The following is a 26,333-nucleotide window of genomic DNA, read 5'->3' as shown; positions in this document are numbered from 1 at the left end:
GCCCTTACCAGTCACGCATGCACGTGCGTCGGCACCCGCGGAGGTGAGGGGTGGGGGAGGGATGCGCGTGCGTGGGCATCCGCGGACGTGAGGGGCGGAGGACGGATGCACGTGCGTGGGCATCCGCGGACGTGAGGGGCGGAGGACGGATGCGCGTGTGTCGGTGCGGCGGCGCCCGCCTCGCTGCTCAGCCGGGCGTTCCCCGCGACCCGCGCTCCCGCAGGCCGGCTGTGACGTGAGGGGGACGGGTCCGCAGGGGTGGGGTTTCGACATGCTGCCGAGCTATTTGTGGGCGGCCACGCCCGTAAAGAGTCGATTTCGAAGCCCCGCCCCGGAGGGCCCGGCCCCCGACCCACGAACGACCCGATCAGCCGTGCCGCGCAGCCAGAACCGCCGGCGCCACCGAATGCGGCAGCAGATCGGCCCCCCGCTCCGGCCGCACCAACTCCACCTCCACCCCGTCCGCGAACCGATAGGGCCGATGCGCCAGCACCCCCGCAAGGTTGCGGCGCAGCCGCGACAGCTCCGCGCGGACCGTCACCGTCCGTCCCGCGTCCCCGAACAGGTCCTGCGCCAGCTCTGCCGCGCTGCGCCCACCCCGGTGCAGCGCCAGCACGAAGAGCAGCTCGGCATGGCGCGGGCTGAGCTGCTGTGCCCAGCTGCCCGCCGCGCCCGAGACCGTCACCGTCCAGGCGCGTGCCCGGCTGACGTCCAGGACGACCCGGCTCATGGGGGCCGCCGGGTCACGGTCGGCGCCGACCCGGATCAGCCAGCCGCCGGGCAGTGGCTCCAGGGTGCACCTGCCCAGGCTCGGCAGCCACATCTCGCCGGACCGTACGGAGGCCGGCAGGGCCACCCGGTCGGGGGGCGCCATGCCGGTGACCGCGGCGGTCCAGCCGTTGCGGTCGACCGCAACGGCCCGGTCGTCCGCCCCCGCCATCCGCGCCAGCAGCGGTGCCGCGATCGCCCGCAGCCGTTCGATGGAGGCCCAGTGCCGCCGCCGGAGTTCGCCCTCGGCGACCCGGGTCACGGCGGTCACCAGGGACAGGGTGGCCGGGTGGATGGTGGCGGCGGGGCCGCTGATGTCGACGACGCCGAGCAGCCGGCCGTCCCGCGGATCGTGCAGGGGCGCGGCGGCGCAGGTCCACGCGTGGTGGGTGCGTACGAAGTGCTCGGAGGAGTGCACCTGGACGGGCGCGCGCGTCACCAGCGCGGTGCCGATGGCGTTGGTGCCGACCACGTCCTCGGCCCAGGACGCGCCCTCGGCGAAACCGAGCCGGTCCGCACTCCTGCGCACCGCGAGGCTGCCGTCCCGCCACAGCACCCGGCCCTCGCCGTCCGTGACCACCATGATGTGCCAGGCGACGTCGGCGACCGTCACCAGTCCCTCGCGCAGCAGCGGCATGACGTCGCCCAGCGGCGAGGACTGCCGGCGGTGTTCGAGCTCCTCCGTGGAGAGCAGGCCGGCGTGCCGGCCGATGTCCGGATCCACCCCGTGGTTCCTGACCCGGAGCCAGGACTCGCTGATCACCGTGCGGGGCGCCGCGGGCGGGGCGTCACCCGCCAGGGCGGCCTCGTGCACGCCGGCGAGCAACCGCGCCGACTCGCGGACGCCCATGGCCCCGAGACGGCCGAGACCGATCGGTGGGTCTGTCACATTGCCCCCGGTTTGACTGCTTCTCACGTCCTGCTGCCCATGGTGCCGCCGCTACGTCCGCGGTGCCCCGGCAACCGGCATATCCATTGCAACGAGCTGCAACTGTTGCGGGTGCGCGGGGGCCCGACGGACAGTGACGCGGCGATGCCGCACCCGGTCTCCTGGGAGATCCGTTGCACCGTCCGACGCGCCACACAAGGGGGGAATCCCGCCATGTCGACCACACCGTCCCGGGTGGTCGTCGGTGGCGCTCCCGACGCCGGATACCTGCGTGACGGGTCCCCTTCTTCACGCTCCCAAGTAGCCTGTGTGGACGGGCTGTCGGCGTCGCTCGCCGTCCCGGCCGACCTCGTGATTCCGGCACGGCTGCCCTCGGGCATCGAGGGCACCAGGACCGGGGGTGGTGCCGAGTCGGCGCGGCGCCACCCTCTGCCGGCGCGGTGGCGGCCGCTCACCTTTCCAGGCCCCCCTCCGAGGGTGAGAGCCGCCGCCGCGCCACCCCAGAGCCCAGTCGCCCAGCGCCCCGCACACAGCGCCGCTCAGTCCGTGAGCGGCCGGGCGCGGTCCACGATCGAGGCCAGGTCGAGGGTGTGCGGAAGGGTGCCGAACGTGGCTCCCCAGTCGCCGCCGAGGCGTGAGGCGCAGAACGCGTCGGCCACGGCGGACGGGGCGAACCGTACGAGCAGGGAGCCCTGGAGGATCAGGGCCATCCGTTCCACGATGCGCCGGGCACGGGCCTCCACCCCGTCCAGGTCGGCGAGTTCCGTCAGCAGCCCCTTGATGGCACCGTCGAGCCGGTGGTCCGCGCCGCGGGCCAGGCCGATCTCGGTGAGGAACGCGTTCAGGGCCATCGGGTCGCGCCGCAGCACCCGCAGCACGTCCAGCGCCTGGACGTTGCCCGACCCCTCCCAGACCGAGTTCAGCGGGGACTCGCGGAACAGTCTGGGCATCCCCGACTCCTCCACGTACCCGTTGCCGCCCAGGCACTCCAGCGCCTCCACGGCGACGGCCGGACAGCGCTTCGTCACCCAGTACTTGGTGACGGCCACCGCCAGCCGCCGGAAGTGCCGCTCCTGTTCCGTGCCGGTGTCGTAGGAGGCGGCGAGCCGCATCGCGGTGGTCGTGGCGGCCTCCGACTCCAGGGCCAGGTCCGCCAGGACGTTGCGCATCAGCGGCTTGTCGATCAGCGGACCGCCGAACGCGCCGCGGTGGGTGGCGTGGTGCACCGCCTGGGCGACCGCCTGCCGCATGATGGCCGCGGAACCGACAGCGCAGTCCAGCCGGGTCGCCGCGACCATCTCGATGATGGTCGCCACCCCCCGGCCCTCCTCCCCGACCCGGCGCGCCCACGTCCCGTCGAATTCCACCTCGGACGAGGCGTTGGAACGGTTGCCGAGCTTGTCCTTCAGCCGCTGGATCGCGAAGACGTTCCGGGTCCCGTCGGGCAGCACCCGCGGCAGGAGGAAGCAGCTGATCCCGTCCGGGGCCTGGGCCAGCACCAGGAAGCCGTCCGACATGGGCGCGGAGCAGAACCACTTGTGGCCGGTCAGCGCGTAGGTGCCGTCCTCGGCGAGTGGTTCCGCGCGGGTGGTGTTGGCCCGGACGTCGGAGCCGCCCTGCTTCTCCGTCATCCCCATGCCGAACAGCGCGCCGGGTTTCGCACCGGCCGGGGCGAGCAGCGGATCGTAGATCCGGGAGCTGAGCCGCGGCTCCCATTCGGCGGCCAGCGCCGGATCGGCGCGCAGGGCCGGCACCGCCGCGTGCGTCATCGACACCGGGCAGCCGTGCCCGGCCTCGGCCTGCGACCACACCAGGAACCCGGCCGCGCGGCGCAGATGCCCGTCGGGGCGGGACCAGGCGTCGGTCAGCCCTGCCGACACCGCGTGGCCCAGCAGCCGGTGCCAGGACGGATGGAAGTCGACCTCGTCGATCCGGTGGCCGTACCGGTCATGGGTGCGCAGCACCGGCGGACTGCTGTTCGCCGCGTCCCCCCAGCGCTGCGCCTGGGCCGAGCCCGCGGCCCGGCCCAGCTCACCCAGTTCGTCCTGGATCTCCGTCAGCCGCTCCGGGGCCGCATGGCGTTCGACGGCCTCGACGAGCGCGGCGTCGGAGGCGTGGACGTCATATCCGACCAGCGGCGGAGGCTGGTTGGTCACGGTGTGCGTGGGGGCGCTCATGGCAGCAACCGTAGGCGCCCGCGCGCGCCGTACGGAAGGCGCCGCACCCGCCGCCGGCGGGCCGGTCCTGGCGCCCGGCAGGGGGTGGGACCGGGCCCGCCCGGGGCGGATACCGTAGGCGGGTGCACGCAGCGGATGGAAGAAAAGGGCGGCCTCCCGGCCGCTGGGGCAGGGCCCGGGCTCTGTACCGGAATGTGTCGAAGCGCAAGGTCGGCTGGCTGCTGCTGAAGGACACCGTCAACTCCTCCATCGAGTACCGGGTCACCGGGCTCGCCGCGGAGGCGGCGTTCTTCGTTCTGCTGTCCCTCCCGCCGCTGCTGCTCGGCCTGGTCGGCGCGCTCGGCTACGTGGACACCGTCATCCGCACCGACACGATCGCGCACCTGCGCGAGAACATCCTCACCGCGTCCGCGACGGTGCTGTCGGACAAGGGCGTGAACCAGCTGGTCCGGCCACTGGTGGACAGCGTCTTCCACGGGCGGCGGCCCGATCTCATCTCGCTCGGCTTCGTGATCGCGCTCTGGTCGGGCTCCCGCGCCGTCAACGTCTTCGTCGACACCATCACGATCATGTACGGCCTGGAAGGGCACCGCGGGATCGTCAAGACCCGGCTGCTCGCCCTGCTGCTGTACATCGTCGCGCTCGTCGTCGGCGCGTTGGTGCTGCCGCTGATGGTCGCCGGCCCTGACGCGTTCGTCTCGGTGCTGCCGCGCAGCCAGGGCACCATCCACATCCTCTACTGGCCGGTCGTCCTGCTGGTGTCGATCGCCTTCCTCACCACGCTCTACCACGTGTCGGTGCCCGTGCGGTCGCCCTGGTACGAGGACGTGCCGGGCGCGCTCATCGCGCTGATGATGTGGGTCCTCGGCAGTTTCCTGCTGCGCATCTACCTCACGAACACCGTCGAGGGCCCGACGATCTACGGTTCGCTGGCCGCGCCCGTCGCGGTGCTCCTGTGGATCGGCATCTCCGCCTTCGCGGTGCTCGTCGGCGCCGCCGTCAACGCGGCCGTGGACCGTATCTGGCCGTCGCTCGCCACCGCCGCCGCCCGTGCCGAGAACGCCCGCGCCCTGGAGGCGGCCGCGGTCCGGGTGGTCGCCGACGCCGCCAGGCGGCGTGCCGCGGAGGACGGCCGCGACGACGACTTCGACGACGACGCGGATCTCGGCCCGGACGACCCCCCGCCCGCCGAGTTCCCCGAACGCTGGACGCGCTTCCTGCCGCCGTCGGACGTCCGCGCACGCCTTCGCCGCCGCGACCGGCGCGGCGCAGAATAGAGCTGTGTACCAGGAGAGGCTGTCCCGGGTCGCGGGCGCGGTGCTCTGGACCCGGACCGTCGGGGCCGGGGAGGGCGGGCCCTACCGGGTGCTGCCCGACGGCTGCATGGACGTGATCTGGTGCGACGGGGAACTGATCGTCACCGGCCCCGACACCCGCGCCCATGTGGCGCAGACCCCCGCGGGCGCGCGCTTCGCCGGGCTGCGGTTCGCGCCCGGGCAGGGGCCGGGGGTGCTGGGCGTTCCGGCGTACGAACTGCGTGATCTGCGGGTGCCGCTGGCCGCGGTCTGGCCCGGCGGCACCGCGCGGCGGATCGCCGAGCGGATCGGGGACGCGGCCGATCCGGGGAGCGCGCTCGAGGACGCGGTGACCGGGTCCGTACCCGGGACCGGCGCCCGGCGCGGGCCCGGAGCCGCGGATCCGCTGCTGGCCGCGACGGCGTCCCGGCTGGCCTCCGGCGGGAGCGTGGCCGCCGCGGCGGAAGCCGCCGGGCTGGGCGAACGGCAGCTGTACCGGCGCAGCCTGGCGGCGTTCGGCTACGGCCCGAAGACGCTCGCGCGGGTCCTGCGGCTGCAACGGGCGCTGGAACTGGCCCGGCGCGGCACCCCGTTCGCCGAGGTCGCGGTGGCGGCGCGGTACGCCGACCAGGCCCATCTCGCGCGCGAGGTGAAAGCGCTGGCCGGAGTACCGCTCGGCGAGCTCGTCGGTCAAGTCGGTCAAGCAGCAGGGCCCGGCTCGGCCGGCAGCGCCGCCAGCAGGTCGACGTGGTTGCCGTCGGCGTCCAGGACGGTGGCGTAACGCTGGCCCCACGGGGCGTCGAACGGTGCGAGGTGCGCGGTGTGGCCCGCGCCCGTGAGGTCGGCGTAGACCTTGTCGACCGCCGCCGGGCCGTCGCAGGTGAAGGCCAGCCCGGCCCGGCCGCTGCCCTGCGGCGGGGCCTGCCAGTCCGGGGTGAAGGACCGTACGACCTCCTCGGTGTCCCAGACGAGGAGCGGACCGCCGGGAAGCGCCGCTTCGACGTGCGGCTGGGTGTCGGCCTCCGCCGGGATGTCCAGGCCGAGCCGGCGGTAGAAGGCGAGCGACGCGGCCATGTCGGAGGCGAGCAGACCGATGAACGCGAATCGAGGAGTCATGCCGCCACGGTAGGTGCGCCGCGGGCCCGGGGTCTTGAACGAATCGGACATCGAACCGCTTCGCCACGTCGCGATAAATCGGTGGACAGCGCTTCGGGCCCTGTCGTACGGTCCTCAGGACCGCAGCGGTGGAAGACCGCGGCCGGCACACATACGCGGAGGTGTTTTTCGATGACTGTCATTGCGCAGGGCGCTGCCCTCATCCCGTCGCACAGCATCCTTATCTCCGCGGTCGCCGGCTGACCTCTCCCAGACCCTCAGCTCCGGGGCCGCCCTTTCGAAGGGCATTCCGTTGACCAACGGATCTGCTTCCCTCCCGTTCACCACGTTCGGCTGGGACTCCATTCTCGACACCGAATTCACCCCGTACGCCGCCCAGGGCCTGTTGCCGGGCCGGATCGTGCGGGTCGACCGCGGGCTCTGCGACGTCGTCACCCCTGACGGCACGCTGCGCGCGGACACCACCTTCGTCAACTCCTCCTCCGATCCCATGAAGCTGGCCTGCACCGGCGACTGGGTGGCCGTCGACCCGGACGCGCCGACCGGTCCCGCGGTGCGCGCGCTGCTGCCGCGGCGCACGGCCTTCGTCCGCTCGACCTCGTCCAGCCGTTCCGAGGGACAGGTGCTGGCGGCCAACATCGACTACGCCGTGATCGCCGTGTCGCTGGCCGCCGAACTCGACCTGGGCCGGCTGGAACGGTTCCTGTCCCTGGCCTGGGAGAGCGGCGCGCAGCCGCTCGTCGTCCTGACCAAGGCGGACCTCGTGGCCGACACGACGCATCTGCTCGCCGACGCCGAGAGCACGGCGCCCGGCGTCCAGGTGCTCGTGGTGAGCGCCAGCACCGGTGAGGGCATCGATGTGCTCTCCGCGGTGCTGGCCGGCAGCACCTCCGTGCTCCTCGGCCAGTCCGGCGCGGGCAAGTCCACCCTGACCAACGCCCTGCTGGGCCAGGAGATCCAGGAGGTCCAGGCCATCCGTGACGCCGACGGCAAGGGGCGGCACACCACCACCACGCGGGATCTGCTGCCGCTGCCGACCGGCGGGGTGCTCATCGACACCCCCGGGCTGCGGGGGGTCGGGCTGTGGGACGCCGAGTCCGGGCTCTCACAGGTCTTCTCGGAGATCGAGGCGCTCTCCGCCGACTGCCGCTTCCACGACTGCTCGCATGTCGCGGAGCCCGGCTGCGCGGTGCTCGCCGCCCTGGAGGACGGCACGCTGCCGCACCGCAGGCTGGAGAGCTACCGCAAACTGCTGCGCGAGAACGCCTGGATCGCCTCCCGCACCGACCAGCGGCTGCGCGCCGAGATGCGCCGTGACTGGAAGATGAAGTCGGCGGCGGGGCGGGCGATGTACGAGGCGAAGCGCGGTGGTGGCGGCGGCCACCGCAGGCAGGCCTGAGACCGCACGCAGGCCTGAGACGGGTCCGGTGGCGGGTCCGGTGACGGACCCGCCATGTCCTTCAACGAGGCTGCGGTGAGCGCGGGTTCAGCCGGCGCCGTTGTGACGATGACGGCGCCGGATCGCGATCGGGCTTCCCTCGCTCCAGAACGTGGCCACGACGCTCGCGATCCCGAGGGCCACGATCACAATGCCGAGGATGATCGTGTAGACCATGAGCGTCCTCCTGTTGGCGGGGGTGCGTACCGTCACCGCACCTTCACAATCGCTGTCGTTCCGTGACCTTCCCGTTGCCTTCCGTTCCCAACCGTCCCAACAGGAACCAGTACTTCGACGGCCGGATCCCACCCCCGGGAACCACGGCCGGACCACCCGCGCCCACCGCGTCAGGCCGAGCGCCGTCTGACCAGGTGGGTGGGGGTGACCACGGAGGACAGCGGCAGGGCACCGGGGGCGTCGCGCCGCGGGTCGAGGCTGCGCAGCAGCAGCCGGGCCATCAGCCGGCCCATCTCCTCGATGTCCTGACGGACCGTCGTCAGCGGGGGATCGGTCAACTGCGCGACCTGGACCATGTCGTCGAAGCCGACCAGCGCGACATCGCCCGGCACGCTCCGCCCGCGCTCCCGCAGCACCCGCAGTGCCCCCGAGGCCATCAGGTCGGAGGCGGCGAAGACCCCGTCCAGGTCCGGGCAGCGGTCCAGCAGCTCGGCCATCGCGCGCTCGCCGCCGTCGGGGGTGAAGTCGCCCTCGGCGATCAGCGCCGGATCGGCGTCCGGCAGGATGTCGCGGAAACCGTCGAGCCGGTCGACGGACGCGGTCTGGTCGAGCGGCCCGCTGATGTGGGCGATCCGGCGGCGGCCGAGCCCCGTCAGATGGCGTACGGCCGTCCGCGCCCCGCCCCGGTTGTCACAGTCCACGTAGAGCGCGTTGCGGTCCCGGTCGGTCTCCGCCCAGCCGGGCCGCCCACCGAAGACGGTGGGGATGCCCGCCTTGCGGGCGAGCTCGGGCAGCGGGTCGTGCGCGTGCAGCGAGAAGATCAGCGCACCGTCGACATGGCCGCCCGCGAGATAGCGGCCGACCCGGTCGTAGTCGGCGGTGCCCTCGACCAGGAGCAGCACCAGCTGGTTGTCGTGCGCGGTCAGCTCCTTGCTGATGCCGCGCACCTGCTGGGCGAAGAACGGGTCGGAGAAGAACCGGGTCTCGGGTTCCGCGACCACGACGGCCACCGCGTCGTTGCGGCGGGTGACCAGTGTCCTGGCCGCCTGGTTCGGTACGTAGCCCAGCTCGTCGACCGCCTGCCGCACCCGGTCGGCCAGCGGCGCGCGCACCCCCGCACCACCGTTGACCACACGTGACGCGGTGGCCCGTGACACCCCGGCCCGTTCGGCGACGGCCTCCAGGGTGGGACGGGACGGGAAGGTCTGCTCGGACACTGCACGCTCCTCTGCGAGCTGGATGCGGACAGGGTATCTCCCTGGTCCAGCCTCGGGAGAGCGCTCTCATAGGTTGCCGCGTATCGCTGATCCCCCGCTGATCTCCGTGTCCGATTTCCGCCAGTGAAGGGCCGCCCGATGCCGCAGACTGGGGAACATGATTGACGAAGAGACCGGATATGCGGCGGTACGCGGCCGCGATGCCCGTTTCGACGGCGTCTTCTTCTTCGCGGTCGCGACGACCGGCATCTACTGCCGTCCCAGCTGCCCGGCGGTGACGCCCAAGCAGCGGAACGTGCGCTACTACCCCACGGCCGCCGCCGCCCAGAGCGGTGGCTTCCGCGCCTGCCGGCGCTGCCGCCCGGACGCGGTGCCCGGCTCGCCGGAGTGGAACGTCCGCGCCGACGTCGTGGGCCGCGCCATGCGGCTGATCGGCGACGGCGTGGTCGACCGAGAGGGCGTGGCGGGCCTGGCCGACCGGCTCGGCTACAGCTCCCGCCAGGTCCACCGCCAGCTCACCGCCGAGGTCGGCGCGGGCCCGGTGGCACTGGCCCGCGCGCAGCGCGCCCTGGCCGCACGGGTCCTGCTCCAGACCACCACCCTGTCCGTCACCGACACGGCGTTCGCGGCCGGTTTCGCCAGCGTCCGCCAGTTCAACGACACCATCCGCGAGATCTACGCCCGCACCCCGAGCGAACTGCGCGCCGCCGCGCGGGCCGGCACCGGCACCGCCACCACCGGGCGGGCGGCGGAGCCCGGCTCGGCCTCCGGGGTGCCCCTGCGGCTCGCCTACCGGGGCCCTTACGACGCGCAGGGGGTCTTCGACTTCCTGCACACGGAGCTGGTGCCGGGGATCGAGGAGATCACCGGGCCGCCCGGCCGGCGCACCTACCGGCGGACCCTGCGGCTGCCGCACGGCCCCGGCGTGGCCGAGGTGGACGAGCGCCGCCGGGCCGGCTGGCTCGACTGCCGGCTCCGCCTCGCCGACCTGCGGGACCTGACCACCGCCGTCCAGCGGGTACGCCGGCTGTTCGACCTGGACGCCGACCCGTACGCCGTCGCGGACTCGCTGAGCGGTGACCCGCTGCTCGGGCCGCTGATCGCCGCCCGGCCGGGGCTGCGTTCACCGGGCGCCGCCGACCCCGACGAGCTCGCCGTGCGCGCCGTACTCGCCGACCCGGCCGCCGCAGGCGCGCTCGTCACGGCCTGCGGCGATCCGCTCCCCGCCCCCGACGGTGGCCTCACCCACCTCTTCCCGGAACCCGCCCGCATCGACGACCCCGCCCTGCGCCCGCTGACCGGCGCGCTCGCCGCCGGCACCCTGCGCCTCGACCCGGGCACCGACCGCGACGAGGCGGGCCGCGCGCTGCTGGCCCTGCCGGGCGTCGACGCCCGGACGGCCGGATACATCCGGCTCCGCGCCCTCGGCGACCCCGACGTCGCACTGCCCAACGAACCACCGCTCAGCGACGCGTGGCGCCCGTGGCGGAGCTACGCCCTGCACCACCTCTGGGCCGCGGGCCACCGCGCCCGACCCCGACTGGAGATGACAACCGCATGACCAGCCCCGTAAGCCCCGCAACGCCCGTGAGCTCCGCGACCCCCGCGGCCGGCCCGGTGACCCTCTACACCACCGTCGACAGCCCCCTCGGGGAGCTGCTCCTCACCGGTGACGGCACCGCCCTCACCTCGCTCTCGGTCCCCGGCCAGCGGGGCGGCGCCACCGTCCTGCCCGGCTGGCGCCGTGAGCCCACCGCGTTCGCCGCGGCCGAGCGCCAGCTCAAGGAGTACTTCGCGGGCGAGCGCCGGACGTTCGAGCTCCCGCTCGCCCCCGCCGGCTCCGACTTCCGGCTCCGGGTGTGGAACGCCCTCGACACCGTTCCGTACGGCGCGACCGTCAGCTATCGCGGGCTCGCCGAAGCCGCCGGATCGCCCGGCGCGGTACGTGCCATCGGCGGCGCGGTCGGCGCCAACCCGCTGCTCGTCGTCCGCCCCTGCCACCGGGTGATCGGCGCGGACGGCAGCCTCACCGGCTACTCCGGCGGACTGGAGCGCAAGCGGACCCTGCTCACGCTAGAGGGCGTCCTCTGACACCGTCCGCCCGTGCATCCCGGGCTCCTCGCCCTCGATGCCCCAGGTGATCACCCGGCGCGGCCGGATCCGGATCACCTCCGGGCTGAGGTAGGCCCCCAGATCGTGCGCCCCGGTCAGCTGCTCCGCGTCCCCCCGGATCTCGATGCCGCGCACCGCCCACGGATGCCGGCTGACGATGTCGTCGACGATCAGCGACACCAGCGGATTCCCCGCGATGTTCCGCCACTTCTTCGTCGTCCCCATCGCATACCCGCCGATGTCGATCGAGCCGTCGTCCCGCACCACGAACCCCACCGCGTTCGCCTGCGGCTGCCCCTTCCCGTCCACCGTCGCCAGCCGGCCCAGCTTCTGCCCGTCCAGATACGCCCGCTCGCCCGCACTGAAAATCGTCATACGGCCAGCCTCACACCGGGGTGACGCCGGGGCATCGGCTCTTGGACCTAGGCCGCTGGGCCCAGGGCACCGGGCGCCGGTCCCGGCTGTCAGCCGAAGACGACGGCGCCGAGCCACGCGCCCGCCACCAGGAGGCAGGCGAAGAGCTCGGCGAGGACGGAGCGGCCGATGGCGCGCATGGCGGTGCGGGTGGCGGTCCAGGCGCCGCCGTGCGACCCGAGCCGGACGCGTTCCACGGCGTAGATGTACGCCACGAAGCCGATGGGCGCGCCGATCACCGGGAGGACGAAGAACCCGACGATGGCGGTGGAACCGGCGGCGAAGACATTGCGCCAGGTGAGTTGGGAATCGCGGATGCGGCGGGCCGGCAGCAGCCACTGGACCACCTGGTTGAGCGCCAGCAGACCGGTGGCGGCGGCGAGGACCCCCCAGGTCAGCGTGGTGTGCAGATTGGTCGCCCACCACAGGACGGCGCCCCAGCACAGCAGCGATCCGGGCACACCGGGGACCAGTACGCCGAGCAGCCCGAGCAGCATCAGGACGCCGATCAGGCACAGCTGTGGTGTCCCCATGGACTCACCCTGCCGGATAGTCGCCGCGCCCGCCCCCGGATATCGGCCGGGTGGTCACCCGTGCCGGGCGACCCAGCCGCGTTCGTAGGCGTGCCAGCCGAGCTGGAGCCGGGTGGTGACCCCGGCGATCTCCATGAGGTGCTTCACCCGGCGCTGCACGGTGCGCAGCCCGAGGTCGAGCTGCTTGGCGACGCTGGCGTCGGTGAGCCCGGCGAGGAGCAGCGAGAGGATCTGCAGATCGACGAAGTCGGGCGCGTCCAGCGGCACCTCGTCGACGCCGAGGCCGTTCAGCCGCAGCGGCATCGAGGTGCGCCACACCCCCTCGAAGAGCCCCATCAGGGATTCGAGCAGACCGCTGGCGTGCACGACCAGCGCGGCGGGCTGTCCGGTGCGGCGGGTCAGCGGCACCATGGCGAGCGACGCGTCGGCCACCACCAGCTTCGTCGGGACCCGGTCGATCACCCGTACCTGCTCGCTGCGGTTCATCGCGGCGGAGAGCTCGGTGATGCCGTTCGCGCTGGTGAGGATCTCGCGTTCGATCACCACGCGGTAGGCGACACCGCGCTCGGCGGCCTGCTCCTCGGCGCTGTTGTCCATGCCGGTCACGGCGACGGGGGTGCCGGTGACCAGGGCGCAGACCTCCTTCTCCGCGCCGAGCTGCAGTTGCAGGAAGCGCTGGGCGACGGCGTTCGCGCCGGTCACCACTTCCAGCAGGTCGTGGACGGCGGGTTCGGTGGCCTCGGCCCGGAACTCCGAGGCGAGCACGGCCGCCGCGAGTTCCGCCTGTTCGAGTTCATACCGCTGCTGGGTGAGCAGCGCGGCGAGCGCGACGCCCGGTGGCGCGGCGACCCAGCGGCCCGGCCGGGCCGAGGACTGGGCCACCAGTCCGTGTCCCTCCAGCCGTCGCAGTGTGCGAGCCGCATCCTCCTCGGACGTGCCGAGGCGCTGCGCGAGGTCGGATATCTCGGCGGCACCGAGACCGATCAACGCGCGGTAAGCGGACTCCTGGACGTCGTCGAGTCCTATGGCACCGAGCACGGCGCCCCCTCCCCAAGGTGGCGGGAATGAGCCACGGCGGTTTCCCGCCGCGGACATCTTCCCTGCTCACCCCCCTGTTCTGCCAGTGTGGCGGCGATGCGGGCATGACTTGGCACGACTTGGGTCGTTTCGCTCGAGCGCCGTCGGCCGACCCCACCGTGGGGGGAGGGCCGGCCGACGGACCCGCGTCAGGTATGCCGTCCACCGTTTCCGAAGGCCTTTCGCGGTGGACAATAAGGGCATGAGCCAGCAGGGGGAGACGCACCCTCGTCAAGAGGACGAGTGGTGGCGCCAGTTGTACGGGAGCCCGGAACCGGGCGATCCACAGGAGTCGGCCGAAACGGTCGACGACCACTACGCCTCGGCCCTGTCCGCCGTGGGCGCCCCGGACGAACCGGCGGTCCGGGACGATCCACCTGTTCGGGACGAACCGCCCGCCGACCGGGTGCCGCCCGCCCGGGATCCGTACGCACAGGGCCCGTACGACCGGAGCCCGTACGACCAGGATGCGCCCGAGCACGACGACCCCGGACCGCCGGACACCCTCCGGCTCCGCCGGACCGGCCGGACGGCCGCCCAGGCCGCACCGCCGCAGACACCGCCCGCGGCGCCCGCACCGCCATCGCCCACCGTCCCGTCCCAGCAGGCGGCTCCGCAGCCGGCTCCGGCGGACCGGCCGCCGCGCGGCGGGGTGATCCCCACCGCGGGCGAGGCGTGGGGGCCGCGGGAGACACCGCAGCAGGCGTATCAGCAGCCCTACGAGGAACCGCGGCAGGCGTACCAGCCGCCCTACGAGGCACCGGCGCCGACCGCCTTCGGCGAAGGCCCGGTGACGTGGAGCGATCCTGATCCCGGCCCGGCGCCGGACCTGCCGCCCGGATGGGCGGCGGCGGAGCCGGCCGCCGAGGCGGCGCCCCCGTTCGTGGGCGACGGCCCTCCGACGTACGCGGCGGAGCCGACCGCCTGGCCGGTGGCGCACCCGGACGAGCTCGACAGCCTCGTACCCGACACGGTGCTGGACGGGGCGCAGTACGGCGTCCTGACGCTGCGGACCGCCTCCGTACGCGGGGATTCCGCGCGGTACCGGGGCCAGCCCCGGCGGGACGCGCTGCTGACGGCGCGCTTCGGCACCGGCGACGACGGCCTCCTGCTGCTGGCGGTCGCCAGTGGCGCGCGGGCCGCCGATGACGCGCCCCGGGCCGCGCAGGACGCCTGCCGGTGGATCGCCGGCGCGGTCGGCCGGAGCCAGCTGCGGCTGTCCGAGGACATCCGCGCCGCCCGCCGCGGCTCGCTCAAGTCCGGGCTGCACCGGCTCACCGACCGCTGCTACGGGCGGCTGCGCGCCCGGGGCGAGGACCTCGGGTTGGAGGAGGGCCAGTACACGGCCTCGCTGCGCTGCCTGCTGCTGCCGGTGGACCCGTCCTGCCGCATCCGGCTGTTCTTCGGCGTCGGGGACGGCGGGCTGTTCCGGATCCGCGACGGCAGCTGGCAGGACCTGGACCCGGTCGGCAAGGACGCGGAGCCCGGCGAGCGCTTCCGCTTCCGGGCCTCGGTCGCGCATCCCGGCGACGCGCTGCTGCTGTGCAGTGGTGGCCTCGCCGAACCGCTGCGCGGCGAGCCGGCCCTCGCCGCCCGGCTGGCCCACCAGTGGGGCAGCGGCCGCCCGCCGGGCCTCACCGCGTTCCTGGCCGAGGCGCAGACCCGCGTCAAGGGCTACGCCGACGACCGCACCGCCGTCGGCGTCTGGGACGCCTGAACGCGACCGCGCGCGCCTGAGTGGCGGACCCGTCCTCGTCGTGGGGAGATGGAGCGAAGTCCCCGCGACGAGCGATTGGTGCGCCCGATGGCGAAGCAGACCGTGGCCGAGCAGTTCGTCGACGTCCTGGTGCGAGCCGGGGTGGAGCGGATGTACGGCGTCGTCGGCGACAGCCTCAACCCCGTCGTCGACGCGATCCGGCGCAACGCGGCCATCGAATGGGTGCATGTGCGCCACGAGGAGGTGGCGGCCTTCGCCGCGGGCGCGGAGGCCCAGATCTCCGGGAAGCTGACGGCCTGCGCCGGTTCCTGCGGCCCCGGCAACGCCCATCTGCTCAACGGCCTGTTCGACGCGCACCGCTCGATGGCCCCGGTGCTGGCGCTGGCCGCGCAGATCCCCAGCAGCGAGATCGGCACCGGTTACTTCCAGGAGACCCACCCGGACCAGATGTTCAAGGAATGCAGCCACTACAGCGAGCTGATCTCCAACCCGCAGCAGATGCCCCGGGTGCTGCAGACCGCGATCCAGCACGCGATCGGCCGCGGTGGCGTCTCCGTCATCAGCCTCCCCGGTGACATCGCGGCGCAGCCGGCCCCGCAGCGCAGCATCGAGCACGCCCTCGTCACCCGCCGGCCCTCGGTCCGGCCCGGTGACGCCGAGCTCGACGCGCTCGCCCGGATGGTGGACGCCGCGGACAAGGTGACGCTGTTCTGCGGCAGCGGCACGGCCGGCGCGCACGACGAGGTGATGGCTTTCGCCGAGCGGGTGAAGGCGCCGGTCGGCCATGCCCTGCGCGGAAAGGAGTGGATCCAGTTCGACAACCCGTACGACGTGGGCATGAGCGGACTGCTCGGCTACGGAGCCGCGTACGAGGCGATGCACGAGTGCGACCTGCTGATCCTGCTCGGCACGGACTTCCCGTACAACGCCTTCCTGCCCGACGACGTGAAGATCGTGCAGGTGGACGTCCGCCCGGAGCACCTCGGCCGCCGTTCCAAGCTGGATCTGGCGGTGTGGGGCGATGTGCGCGAGACGCTGAGCTGTCTGACGCCCAAAGTGCGGGCCAAGACGCAGCGCAAGTTCCTCGACCGGATGCTGAAGAAGCACAGCGACGCCCTGGAAGGCGTCGTCAAGGCGTACACCCGCAAGGTCGGGAAGCACGTCCCGATCCACCCCGAGTACGTGGCCTCGGTCCTGGACGAGGAGGCCGCGGACGACGCGGTCTTCACCGTCGACACCGGCATGTGCAACGTCTGGGCCGCCCGCTACCTCACCCCGAACGGCAAGCGCCGGGTGATCGGCTCGTTCACCCACGGCTCGATGGCCAACGCGATGCCGCAGGCGATCGGCGCCCAGTTCCTGGACCGCAGCCGCCAGGTCGTCGCGATGTCCGGCGACGGCGGTTTCTCGATGCTGATGGGTGACTTCCTGACCCTGGTACAGCACGAACTGCCGGTGAAGATCGTGCTGTTCAACAACTCCTCGCTCGGCATGGTCGAGCTGGAGATGCTGGTGGCGGGTCTGCCGGCGTCCGGAACGGCCAACCACAACCCGGACTTCGCGGCGGTCGCGCGGGCGTGCGGGGCCTACGGGGTCCGGGTGGAGAAGCCGAAGGAGCTGCGGGACGCGCTGCGCGGCGCGTTCCGGCACAAGGGGCCGGCACTGGTGGACGTGGTCACCGACCCGAACGCGCTGTCCATCCCGCCGAAGATCACGGGTGAGCAGATCGGCGGCTTCGCGCTGTCGATGAGCAGGACGGTGCTCGACGGCGGGGTCGGCAGGATGCTGCAGATGGCGCGCTCCAACCTGCGCAACGTGCCGCGGCCCTGACCCCGGCCCTTGACCCCGGCCCCTGGCGGTGGTTGCTCAGGAACGCGCGGGCCGGAGCCGCAGCGTCAGGATCTGGAACGGGCGCAGCTCCAGCGCGACGCCGCCGTCCCCGGCCCGCTCCGCGGCCCGCAGTGGACGCTCCAGCAGATCCGTCACCGTCGCGTCGGCGACCGGGAACGCCGTCGAGAGGGTGCCGGCCACCCGGCCGCCGCGCGACTCGTAGAGCCGCACCACCACATCGCCCGAGCGGTCGTCGGCGAGTTTCACCGCCTCGACGGTGATCGACGGGTGATCGGCGGACACCAGTGACGGCACCGCCGGCGCCCCGGCGATCCGCAGCGGCAGATTCAGCGCCAGCCCCTCGGCCACCGCGTCGCCGGTCCCGGCGCCCGGCAGCAGCGCGTAGGTGAAGCGGTGCGTGCCCTGGCCGGTCTCCGGGTCGGGGCTGTGCGGAGCGCGCAGCAGGGTCAGCCGGACGGTGGTTCCGGTACGTCCCGCGTGCACGGTGCGGGTCACGTCATGGCCGTACGTCGAGTCGTTGAGCACCGCGACGCCGTAGCCGGGCTCGGCGACCCGCAGCCAGCGGTGCGCGCAGATCTCGAAACGCGCCGCGTCCCAGCTGGTGTTGGTGTGCGTCGGGCGGAAGACATGGCCGAACTGGATCTCGGACGCGCTGCGGTCGGCGTGCACATCGACCGGGAAGGCCGCCTTGAGCACCTTCTCGGACTCGTGCCAGTCCACCTCGGTGACGAAGTCCAGCCGCGAGCTGCCGGCGCGCAGCCGGAGGTCCTGGCGTACCCGGGACGATCCGAAGGCCCGTACGGTGCGCACCACCGCGAGCAGCGGGCCGGTGGCGGTCGCCGCGACCGACTCGGCGGCCGTCAGATCGGTGCGCCGCCGGCGGTAGTGCCGGTCGATGTCCCAGGCGTCCCACTTGTTGGGGTGGTCGGGATGCAGCTGCAGCAGGTTGCCGCGGGTGCCGGGCGCCAGCACCTCGCGTCCGCCGGCCCGCAGATCGACGACGGAGGCCAGCAGCCCGTCCGCGTCGACGACGACCCGCAGCAGGCCGTTGTCGAGGACGTGCGTGCCACCGCTGACGGTGACCGTGACCGGGGTGTGCCCGGGGTCGGTACCGGCCAGCGGCGCGGAGCCGAGCGCGGGCACCCGGACGGCGACCGCCGCCCGGCCGTCCGCCAGCCGCTGGGCGCCGATGCCGTCCGGCAGCCCGGCGGCGTCGGCCTCGACCACCTCGTCCCGGCCGTACGGTGCGGCGTTGAGGACGGCGGGGGCGCCACCGCCCAGCGACCGGACGGCGGCGGTGGTGATCCCCGTCAGCTCCTCGCGCACCCGCTCGTAGGTGTCGCGGGCCTCGCGGTGCACCCAGGCGATCGAGCTGCCCGGCAGGATGTCGTGGAACTGGTGCAGCAGCACCGTCTTCCAGATCCGGTCCAGATCGTCGTACGGATAGCCGTACGACGGGTCGCGCAGCGCCGCGGTGGTGGCCCAGAGCTCGGCCTCCCGCAGCAGGTGTTCACTGCGCCGGTTGCCCTGCTTGGTCTTCGCCTGGGTGGTGTACGTGGCCCGGTGCAGCTCCAGGTACATCTCGCCGGACCAGACCGGCGCCTCGCGGGCGTACTCGCGTTCCGCCGCCGCGAAGAAGGCGGCCGGTTTCTCGATGTCGACCCGCGGTGAGCCCTCCAGCGACCGCAGCCTGCGGGCCTTCTCCATCATCTCCCGGGTCGGGCCGCCGCCGCCGTCACCCCAGCCGAACGGCACCAGGGAACGGGTGGCGCGGCCCTTCTCGGCGAAGTTCCGTACCGCGCGGGCGAGTTCGTGGCCTGCGAAGTGCGAGTTGTAGGTGTCGACGGGTGGGAAGTGGGTGAACACCCGCGTTCCGTCGATGCCTTCCCACCAGAACGTGTGGTGCGGCATCTTGTTGGACTGGTTCCACGACAGCTTCTGGGTGAGGAACCAGCGGACCCCGGCCAGCTCCGCCAGCTGCGGGAAGGCGGCGGTGTAGCCGAACGAGTCCGGCAGCCAGACCTCCTCGGTCTCCACTCCCAGCTCGTCGAGGAAGAACCGCTTGCCGTGCACGAGCTGGCGGGCCAGCGCCTCGCCGCCGGGCATGTTGGCGTCCGGCTCGACCCACATCGACCCGACGGGCGCCCAGGACCCGTCGCGCACGGCCCGCTGGATGCGCTGCCAGATGTGCGGCTGGTGCTCCTTGACCCAGGCGTACTGCTGGGCCTGCGAGCAGGCGAAGACCAGCTCGGGGTACTCCTGGGCGAGCGCGGTGACGTTGGCGAACGTCCGGGACGCCTTGCGGACGGTCTCGCGCAGCGGCCACAGCCAGGCCGAGTCGATATGGGCGTGCCCGGCGGCGGAGATCCGGTGGGCGCTGGCGTGCGCGGGCCGGGACAGCGCCTCGACCAGTTCGGCACGGGCGGCGGGCGCGGTGCCGCGCACATCGTGCAGGTCCAGGGCGTCCAGCATGTTCTCCAGCGCCCGCAGGATCTCGTGCCGGCGCGGTTCGTGCGGGGCCAGCTCGCCCATCAGCTCGGAGAGCACCTCGATGTCCAGCAGCAGATGCCAGACCTGCTCGTCGAGGACCGCCAGGTCGGCGGAGGCGAAACGGTACAGCGGCCGGTCCCCGGCGGTCAGCACGTCGCCGAGCAGGGTGGGGGCGAAGCCGTGCAGCACGGCCGGGTTGGCGGCCGCCTCCAGCAGCAGGTGCACCGGCTCGCCGCCCAGCGCCGAAGCGGTCACCGGGACATGGCGGTTCATCGGATGGATGCCCTTCACCGGCACCCCCGCCGCGTCGTGGACCAGTCCCTCGGCCTGGAACCCCGGTCCCTCGCCGGTGAACCCGGGGTCGATGACCACCTCGACGCGCTGCCCGACCCAGTTCTGCGGCACGGCGCCCTCCAGCCGGAACCAGCTGGTCGACCACGGAGTGCCCCATTCGGTGCCGGGCGCGAAGGGTTCGAAGACCCCCTGCAGCGCCTGTTCCACCGGGACCGGTTCACCCGCCACCTGCCACACGGACAGGGTCAGCGGCACCCGGGCGGCGTACTGGGCGGGCCTGATGAACTGGGTGACCGCCCGGTCCAGACGTCCTTCGACCAACTGCCGGTCGTCGTGCATCGCGGCTCCTGAGGGGGTTCGGGGGTCACCCCCCGGCGGAATCGGCTCATGCGAGGGGTTACCCGTTCCCCCCGCGTCCGCAACAAGGGTCCGTCCGGCCGGTGGTGGGCAGCACTGCCGTGCCCCCGGCGGAACCCGGGCCCATGACTGGATGGCCCTGCGGTGGGCATGCATCCCGACAGGATGTTCGACGGGGATGAGGGCGGCGGCCGGAGCGGAGCGATGGAGCGTCAGCCGAAGGAAGAATGCGGCCACGGACCACGAGGCACCGTCGAGGTGCGGGAACTGCGGCACGCCCTGCGCCACGCGGATCTCTCGGCGATAGCCGAGGCGCGCAGGCTGCTGCGCGAGCAGCTGCGGCACTGGGGTGTGCCGGGACTGGTCGACATCGCCGAACTGCTGGCCAGCGAACTGGTCACCAACGCGCTCCAGCACACGGACGAGGGAGCGGTGCTCACCGCGACGCTCTCCGGCGGGCCGGTGCACCGGCTGCGCGTCGAGGTGCACGACCACGCGGCCAGGCGCCCCCGGCTGCACACACCGGGCGAGAACGCCACGTCGGGCCGCGGGCTGCTGCTCGTGCAGGCGCTCGCCGATTCCTGGGGTGTGCGCTCACTGGGCACCGGGAAGATCGTCTGGTTCGAGCTGGCCGTCGACACCGCCTGACATGACGATGTGTCGCCCGAGGATCAGCCGAACTGCCGTTCCAGGTCCTGGAGTTTGCGCTCCAGTGAATCCAGCCGGGGGATCGTCAGCGTGTCGTCCTCGGCCGTGAGGTCGACGGTGAGCGGCGCTTCCGCCGGCACCGGTGACGCCGCCGGCAGTTCGGACCGCTCCGAGCGCTCCGGCTGGAAGGGGGGACGCGGGCGCACCGGCAGTTCGGCCGTCCCGGCGGTTATGACGGGCTCCGTGGTGCCGCCCTGACCTCCGCCGCCCGCGCCTCCGCCGGGCAGTTCCGGGCGACGGTCGCCCCGGTCCCGGCTCCAGCCGCGGTGCTGGCGGTTGAGCGCCCTGACCCGGGCCCGCTCCAGCCGGTCGTGGTCGCGGCGGCGGACGTCGTTCACTGCCTTCTGCTTGCGGTCCTCGCGGACCTCCTCCACCGCCTCGTCGAGCGAGCGCACGTTCTCCAGCAGCATCAGCGACCAGGCGCCGTAGGTCTCCAGCGGGGCGCGCATCCAGCGGACCATCCTGATCTGCGGCAGCGGACGCGGCACCAGGCCCTGTTCGCGCAGCGCGGCCCGGCGGGTCTGCTTGAGCGCCCGGTCGAACAGCACCGCCGCCGACAGGGACATCCCGGCGAAGAACTGCGGAGCGCCGGCGTGCTCGATACCGCGTGGCGCGTGCACCCAGTTGAACCAGGCCGCGGCGCCCGCGAACATCCACACCAGCATCCGGGAGCCGAGCGCCGCGTCGCCGTGGCTGGCCTCGCGCACCGCGAGCACCGAGCAGAACATCGCCGCGCCGTCGAGGCCGAACGGGACCAGGTACTCCCAGCCGCCGTCGAGGTTCAGGTTCTGCCGGCCGAAGCCGACCAGTCCGTGGAAGGAGAGCGCCGCGGCGACCGCCGCACAGCAGAAGAGCAGGACGTACGACGCGCTTCCGTAGACCGCTTCCTTGCGGCGCCGGCGTTCCTCGCTGCGCTCCCATGAATCGCTGCCGGGTACGTTCTCGTCGCCGCCGCGCGCACGGCGGTTGCGGAGCGCGACCGCCGAGGCCGCGAGGACCGCCAGGCCCACGGCCCCCGAGAGCGTCCAGTCCAGCGATATGTCGGTAAGTCTCATGTGCGATTCCTAGCGTCGCTTCCGTCGCGCTCGGGCCGCGGGACGGCTTACGGGCGCCATCTTGGCGAACGGCGCACGGACGTGAAGAGGTTTCGCCGGAATAACACGCCTATGGATGGAAAGGTCGAACAGGTCAGCTTGCGACGGCCAGACGTTCGATCCGATCGGCGTCACACGTACGCGGGCAGGTGCCGCAGGTCTCCGTGGGGCGCACCGTGTAGAACAGGCAGCAGGTGACCCGGTCCCGGGTGCCGGACGGCACGCGGTCCGGCAGCGGCCGGGGTGCGCGCAGTTCGCGGAAGCCCGCGCCGCCGGTGTACGGGGCGCTGGTGCCCGGCAGCAGGGCCGTCAGCTCGGACATCGCCCGCTCGCCCTCGCCGAGCAGCTGCCCGACCCGCCACAGTCCCTCGGTGACCTCGTCGGTCGCCATGCCCCACAGGGCGCGCCGGCCGCGCCGCAGCCGGGGCTGGAAGCCGTCCAGCAGCGGCCCGAGGTGCTCGGCGAGCGCGGAGCGCAGTTCCAAACGCAGCGCCTCCTCGGAGTGCACGACGCGGGCTCCGGGGAGAACGGCGGCCGGGTCGTCCGGCAGGCAGCTGAAGTCGTGGGTGCGGACGGTCAGCCGGCCCTGGGTGCGGTGGAACGACACATCTGACACCGGCAGCCACGGGACCCTGCGGTGCAGGAACCAGGGGACGGTGAAGAGCAGACAGGCCGGCCAGGCGTAGCGGTGCAGGCCGAAGCCGGCGATCACATCGGGGCGGGCGCGCTTCCCGTGGTCGCGCAGCACCTGCTGCTCGTCCCAGACCAGGAAGGCGTCCAGGGCCGCTCCGCCCGCCGCCAGCTCGTCGGCGCGCACCCAGCCGTCCCCGCTGCGGGGCGCTTCCTCGGTCACGCGCAGCGAGGGATACGCCCCGGTCAGGCGTGCGTAGGCGGGCGCGGTGACAGGCATGGCGAGCATGGCGGACCGTCCAGAAAGGGTTCCAAGGGAGGTAAGGCTTACCTTATCCGATGGGGTGGGGGTTTAACCTAACGGCACTACGCCACACGAGTGGTGCCGTCCAAGAGGGAAGGACCCGGTGAACGACACCGCCGCCGCGCGCCCTGCGGGAACCCCGTCCGTCCCGCCGCCCCGCCGTCCCGGGCAGGTCCGCGGAACTCACCCGCATGCCGCGGCATGCGCCGGGCCGGCCGATGACACCGTCCCCGCCGAGCGGCGGCTGCCCGAGCGGTACTCGGTGCGCGACCAGGTGCTGAACGCGCTGCGCAGCGCCCTGGTCAGCGGTGAACTGCGGCCCGGCGCCGTCTACTCGGCGCCCTCGCTCGCCGAGCGCTACGGCGTGTCGGCCACACCGGTCCGCGAGGCGATGCAGCTGCTCGCCCGGGAGGGCGCCGTCGAGGCCATGCCCAACCGGGGATTCCGGGTCGCCGAACGCAGTGCGCACGACCTCGCGGAACTGGCGGAGGTCCGGGCCCTCATCGAGGTGCCCGTCGTCCTCGGCCTCGCCCGCACCATCGCCCCCGAACGGTGGGAGGCGCTGCGCCCGCTCGCCGCCGCCACCGTCGCCGCGGCCGCACGCGGCGACCGGGCCGCCTACGCGGACTCCGACCGGCTCTTCCACCGCGCGATGCTCGAACTCTCCGGCAACCACCAACTGGTCGCCGTCGCGGACGAGCTGCACCGGCGCTCCCAGTGGCCGGTGTCCGGACCGTCCCGCACTCCGTCGCGCCCGGCGGAACTGCTCGCCGACGCGACGGAACATGCCGTGCTGCTGGAAGCGCTGGTGGCCGGAGACGTGGTCACGGTCGAATCGCTCGTCCGCGAACACTTCTCCGGCTCCGCCTGGGGTTAACGGGCCGGCCGGTCCCGCCGGATCAGCCGGACTGCGGATCAGCCGGACTCCGGACCAGCCGGTCCCCGGATCAGGCGCTTTCCGCCGGGTGGGGGAGCCAGACCGGGATTCCGCCCAGCAGGGCGTGCAGGCGGGCGGCCTCGGCCCGCAGCGCCGTCGCTGCGGGTTCCGGCTCCACCTCGGCGAGGGCGAGCATGGCCGGGGCCGTGCCCACGAGATAGCCGATGTCCACGCGGATGCGGAGCGACTCGGTGAAGCCCCGGTGCGCCTCGGCGAGATCGCCGTCGGCGGCGGCGAGTCCGGCCAGATGGCGCCAGGTGACCGAGGTCAGCAGCGCGTCGCCGTGGGCGACGGCGCCCGCGTGGGCGCGCCGGTAGGCGGCGCGGGCGGCGGTGGGGTTCTGGGCGACGTTCTCGGCGAACAGACCACGGCGGAAGTCGAGCAGCGGCCTTCCCGGCGACACCTGGCTCAGCAGCGCCGCGCTGCGGCCGAACGCGGCCCGGGCCTCGTCGGCGCGGTCACGGACGGAGAAGAGCGTGGCGGCGTAGGCGAGATGGCCGCGCTCGCACGCGGCGGCGCCCCGCTCCTCGTCACTCCCGGCCAGCGCCTCGGCGGAGCGCAGCGCGTCCTCCGCCTCGGACCAGCCGTCGAGGGTGAACATGCAGCCCTCGACGAGCAGGGCGGCCCGGCGCAGCGCCGTATCCGGGCTGTCGGCGCAGTACGGGGCGAGTATCGCCGCCGCCTCCGCCCAGCAGCCGCGGGCCCTGAGGCGCCACACATCGGGCGTGCCCACCACAGATTCCGGCATGGCGGTATCCGCCACAACCTACCCCCCAAGCGCATCGTCGAGCCAAGTGGTCGAAGTCCAGCATGCCGCAGGGGCCCGCGCCAAGAGGGCGGTGATCAATTGCTCCTGATCCGAGTGATCGAGGGTCCGCCGGGACGGCGTCAGCTCATGCGGAGCGCGAGGAAGAAGTCCAACTTGTCTTCCAGACGCGCGAGATCACGCCCGGTCAGTTGCTCGATCCGGCCGATACGGTACCGCAGAGTGTTCACGTGCAGATGCAGCCGGGTCGCGCAGCGGGTCCAGGAGCCGTCGCACTCCAGGAACGCCTCCAGGGTCGGGATGAGCTCGGCGCGGTGCCGCCGGTCGTAGGCGCGCAGCGGGTCGAGCAGCCGTGCGGTGAAGGCGCGGCGGACGTCGTCCGGCACGAAGGGCAGCAGCAGGACGTGCGAGGCGAGCTCCTCGTGCCCCGCCACGCAGACCCGCCCGGGGCGGGCGGCGGCGACCCGGCGGGCGTGCCGGGCCTCCTCCAGGGCACCGCGCAGTCCCTCGGCGGAGTGCACGGTGGCGCTGACGCCGATGGTGAGCCGTCCGTCGTCGGCCAGACCCCTGCTGAGCGGGCCCCGCAGGGTGTCGAGCAGGCCGTCGGCGCGCCAGTCGTCGGTGAAGCCGCCGTCGGACGGGTCGGCGGGCGGCAGCGGTACGAGGGCCATCGCCTCGTCGCCCGCGTGCGCCACCGCGATGCGGTCGGTGGGGTCGGGGCCGATGGCGGCCGGGTCGACCAGCGCCTCCTCCAGCAGCATCTGGGCGGCCGGCCCCGCGGGCACCTCGCCGCCCGCCCAGTCGACCCGGGCGACGACGACCTGCCAGTGCGGCGCGGCGCTGAGCCCGGGGACCAGGACGGGGGCGGCGACCCGCAGCCGGGCGGCGATCTCGGCCGGCGGCGAGCCGGCCTGGACCAGTTCCAGCACCTCGTGGGCGAGCCGGCGGCGCACGGTGCGCGCGGCGTCGTGGCGGTCCCGCTCGACGGCGATCAGCTGGGTGACGCCCTGCAGCAGGTCGAGCCGCTCCGCGGGCCAGTCCCCGGCGTCGGCGTCGACGGCGAGGAACCAGTCGGAGAGCAGGGTGGCCCGGACATCGGCCACGGGGGTGGTGCCGCCGGTGCGGATCGGGAAGAGCGAGTACGTGTTGGTGGTGCCGCCGGACGCGATCGACGTGCGGTGCGGGGAGGGCCGGGCGGTGCGCATGGCGGCCAGATGGGCGCCGGCGAGCTCGGCACGCACCGCGGTGGGCAGCGGATGCTCCGAACCGGCGATCTGCCGTCCGGTGGCGGACAACACCCAGGCGCGCAGGTCCAGGTCGGTGCCGAGCAGATCCAGCACGGCGTCGGGGCCGCCGCCCGCGGGGCCCGACGACATCAGCCGCCGGTGCCGGTCCACGACCGCGGCCAGATCGCCGGCCCGCTCCGTGGAGACCTGCCGGACGACGTGCTCGGTGATCGAGGCGAAGGCGACGTTCTCGTCCACGGCGAACAGCGGCAGCCGGTGGCGGAAGCAGGCCGCCACCAGATCGTCGGGGATGGAGCCCAGCTCGGCCTCGCCCGCCGCGAGTCCCGCTACACCGGCCGAGGCGAGGATTCGTACGAATCGCTCGGAGTCCTCCGCTTCGTGCCGCCAGGCGAGTCCTGTGAGCACCAGCTCACCGCCCGTGAGATAACGGCTCGGATCGCGAAGATCCGTGGTCATCACGCCACGGACCGTGCGGTCCAGCTCGTCCTCACCACCGAGCAGGCGCAGGCCCAGAACCTCGGTGTCCAGCAGTGCGCGCAGCCGCATCGTTGTCGCCTTGTCTCGAACGCTTGCCTGGTCAAAGCCCTACCAGGGTGGCGCCTGGTTCGTTCCATTGGTGTTGCCGGTCCGATGCCGCGAGGTTTCGGACGGCGCCCTTTCATAGGAATCTACAAGACATGAGTACTGGCCAGCCAAGTCCTTCATGTTTTCAGTGACTGCACCCG

At 73.2% G+C, this 26,333-nt stretch carries 22 protein-coding genes; 9 read left to right on the top strand and 13 right to left on the bottom strand.

All coding sequences use genetic code 11. The features are described 5' to 3' along the window. Positions 1–367: 367 nt before the first annotated feature. A complete protein-coding gene (locus tag O3W51_RS13200; protein WP_381586102.1) occupies positions 368–1,657 on the bottom strand; it encodes a GAF domain-containing protein in 1,290 nt (429 codons plus the stop codon). A gap of 539 nt (positions 1,658–2,196) precedes the next feature. Further along, positions 2,197–3,834 (bottom strand): acyl-CoA dehydrogenase family protein, encoded by a 1,638-nt coding sequence (locus O3W51_RS13195; RefSeq protein ID WP_138354339.1) that lies wholly within the window; start codon positions 3,832–3,834, stop codon positions 2,197–2,199. A gap of 122 nt (positions 3,835–3,956) precedes the next feature. On the opposite strand from O3W51_RS13195, the gene O3W51_RS13190 reads away from it, so the two are divergent. Next, positions 3,957–5,111 carry a YihY/virulence factor BrkB family protein gene (locus O3W51_RS13190; protein ID WP_138354340.1) on the top strand — a complete coding sequence of 385 codons (1,155 nt, stop codon included), beginning with the start codon at positions 3,957–3,959 and terminating at the stop codon, positions 5,109–5,111. A 4-nt stretch (positions 5,112–5,115) separates the two neighbouring features. Continuing rightward, the gene (locus O3W51_RS13185) at positions 5,116–5,910 is read left to right on the top strand and encodes a helix-turn-helix domain-containing protein (RefSeq protein ID WP_138354341.1); all 795 of its coding nucleotides are present in this window, start codon (positions 5,116–5,118) and stop codon (positions 5,908–5,910) included. Here the strand turns inward: O3W51_RS13185 and O3W51_RS13180 are convergent. Continuing rightward, positions 5,829–6,245 (bottom strand): VOC family protein, encoded by a 417-nt coding sequence (locus O3W51_RS13180; RefSeq protein WP_138354342.1) that lies wholly within the window; start codon positions 6,243–6,245, stop codon positions 5,829–5,831. The two genes, O3W51_RS13185 and O3W51_RS13180, sit on opposite strands and share 82 nt — an antisense overlap. Positions 6,246–6,537: 292 nt before the next feature. On the opposite strand from O3W51_RS13180, the gene rsgA reads away from it, so the two are divergent. Then, entirely contained in the window at positions 6,538–7,644 is a 1,107-nt protein-coding gene (gene rsgA, locus O3W51_RS13175; protein ID WP_232485436.1) for a ribosome small subunit-dependent GTPase A, read from the top strand. 87 nt (positions 7,645–7,731) lie between these two features. Here the strand turns inward: rsgA and O3W51_RS13170 are convergent, their stop codons facing one another. Further along, positions 7,732–7,860, bottom strand: coding sequence for a hypothetical protein (locus tag O3W51_RS13170; protein ID WP_269276532.1), 129 nt, complete (start codon positions 7,858–7,860; stop codon positions 7,732–7,734). Positions 7,861–8,030: 170 nt separating this feature from the next. Continuing rightward, positions 8,031–9,077: a LacI family DNA-binding transcriptional regulator gene (locus O3W51_RS13165; RefSeq protein WP_138354343.1), complete on the bottom strand. Its 1,047-nt coding sequence runs from the start codon at positions 9,075–9,077 to the stop codon at positions 8,031–8,033. Between the two features lie 157 nt (positions 9,078–9,234). Here O3W51_RS13165 and O3W51_RS13160 point away from each other — a divergent pair, with 157 nt between their 5' ends. Continuing rightward, positions 9,235–10,638 (top strand): bifunctional transcriptional activator/DNA repair enzyme AdaA, encoded by a 1,404-nt coding sequence (locus O3W51_RS13160; RefSeq protein ID WP_198357945.1) that lies wholly within the window; start codon positions 9,235–9,237, stop codon positions 10,636–10,638. Continuing rightward, complete coding sequence (locus O3W51_RS13155) at positions 10,635–11,168, top strand: methylated-DNA--[protein]-cysteine S-methyltransferase (protein ID WP_138358036.1); 534 nt, start codon at positions 10,635–10,637, stop codon at positions 11,166–11,168. Before O3W51_RS13160 ends, O3W51_RS13155 begins: the two co-directional genes overlap by 4 nt. Here the strand turns inward: O3W51_RS13155 and O3W51_RS13150 are convergent. From O3W51_RS13150 to O3W51_RS13140, 3 genes are all read right to left on the bottom strand, one after another. After that, positions 11,151–11,564, bottom strand: coding sequence for a PPOX class F420-dependent oxidoreductase (locus O3W51_RS13150; RefSeq protein ID WP_138358038.1), 414 nt, complete (start codon positions 11,562–11,564; stop codon positions 11,151–11,153). The genes O3W51_RS13155 and O3W51_RS13150 overlap by 18 nt on opposite strands. An 89-nt stretch (positions 11,565–11,653) precedes the next feature. Further along, on the bottom strand, positions 11,654–12,136 hold the full coding sequence (locus O3W51_RS13145; RefSeq protein ID WP_269285846.1) for a DUF456 domain-containing protein: 483 nt from the start codon (positions 12,134–12,136) through the stop codon (positions 11,654–11,656). Positions 12,137–12,190: 54 nt separating this feature from the next. Continuing rightward, positions 12,191–13,174, bottom strand: coding sequence for a helix-turn-helix transcriptional regulator (locus tag O3W51_RS13140; protein WP_138358042.1), 984 nt, complete (start codon positions 13,172–13,174; stop codon positions 12,191–12,193). A gap of 241 nt (positions 13,175–13,415) precedes the next feature. Between O3W51_RS13140 and O3W51_RS13135 the strand changes: the two genes are divergently transcribed. After that, positions 13,416–14,930, top strand: a complete 1,515-nt coding sequence (locus O3W51_RS13135; RefSeq protein ID WP_198357943.1) for a protein phosphatase 2C domain-containing protein — start codon at positions 13,416–13,418, stop codon at positions 14,928–14,930. Between the two features lie 87 nt (positions 14,931–15,017). Further along, positions 15,018–16,760, top strand: coding sequence for a pyruvate dehydrogenase (locus O3W51_RS13130; protein WP_198357942.1), 1,743 nt, complete (start codon positions 15,018–15,020; stop codon positions 16,758–16,760). Between the two features lie 36 nt (positions 16,761–16,796). On the opposite strand, the gene O3W51_RS13125 is transcribed toward O3W51_RS13130, so the two are convergent. After that, positions 16,797–19,904 (bottom strand): alpha-mannosidase, encoded by a 3,108-nt coding sequence (locus tag O3W51_RS13125; protein WP_269285844.1) that lies wholly within the window; start codon positions 19,902–19,904, stop codon positions 16,797–16,799. Positions 19,905–20,126: 222 nt separating this feature from the next. On the opposite strand from O3W51_RS13125, the gene O3W51_RS13120 reads away from it, so the two are divergent. After that, the gene (locus O3W51_RS13120) at positions 20,127–20,570 is read left to right on the top strand and encodes an ATP-binding protein (protein WP_138358050.1); all 444 of its coding nucleotides are present in this window, start codon (positions 20,127–20,129) and stop codon (positions 20,568–20,570) included. Positions 20,571–20,593: 23 nt separating this feature from the next. Here O3W51_RS13120 and O3W51_RS13115 read toward each other — a convergent pair whose 3' ends face one another. Both O3W51_RS13115 and O3W51_RS13110 read right to left on the bottom strand, forming a co-directional pair. Beyond that, the gene (locus O3W51_RS13115; protein WP_164295219.1) at positions 20,594–21,685 is read right to left on the bottom strand and encodes a DUF2637 domain-containing protein; all 1,092 of its coding nucleotides are present in this window, start codon (positions 21,683–21,685) and stop codon (positions 20,594–20,596) included. 133 nt (positions 21,686–21,818) lie between these two features. Beyond that, the gene (locus tag O3W51_RS13110; protein WP_138358054.1) at positions 21,819–22,643 is read right to left on the bottom strand and encodes a (2Fe-2S)-binding protein; all 825 of its coding nucleotides are present in this window, start codon (positions 22,641–22,643) and stop codon (positions 21,819–21,821) included. A gap of 118 nt (positions 22,644–22,761) precedes the next feature. Between O3W51_RS13110 and O3W51_RS13105 the strand changes: the two genes are divergently transcribed. Continuing rightward, entirely contained in the window at positions 22,762–23,535 is a 774-nt protein-coding gene (locus O3W51_RS13105; protein ID WP_138358056.1) for a GntR family transcriptional regulator, read from the top strand. A gap of 70 nt (positions 23,536–23,605) precedes the next feature. Here O3W51_RS13105 and O3W51_RS13100 read toward each other — a convergent pair whose 3' ends face one another. Continuing rightward, on the bottom strand, positions 23,606–24,343 hold the full coding sequence (locus tag O3W51_RS13100; RefSeq protein WP_269285838.1) for a hypothetical protein: 738 nt from the start codon (positions 24,341–24,343) through the stop codon (positions 23,606–23,608). A 140-nt stretch (positions 24,344–24,483) separates the two neighbouring features. Then, positions 24,484–26,154 (bottom strand): PucR family transcriptional regulator, encoded by a 1,671-nt coding sequence (locus tag O3W51_RS13095; RefSeq protein WP_164295216.1) that lies wholly within the window; start codon positions 26,152–26,154, stop codon positions 24,484–24,486. Positions 26,155–26,333 lie beyond the last annotated feature (179 nt).

It is taken from the genome of Streptomyces sp. H39-C1, assembly GCF_027158125.1.
Taxonomy (GTDB): Bacteria; Actinomycetota; Actinomycetes; order Streptomycetales; family Streptomycetaceae; genus Actinacidiphila; species Actinacidiphila fildesensis.
Note: the sequence above shows the minus strand (reverse complement) of the source record. Positions and strands in the feature narration are given on the sequence as shown.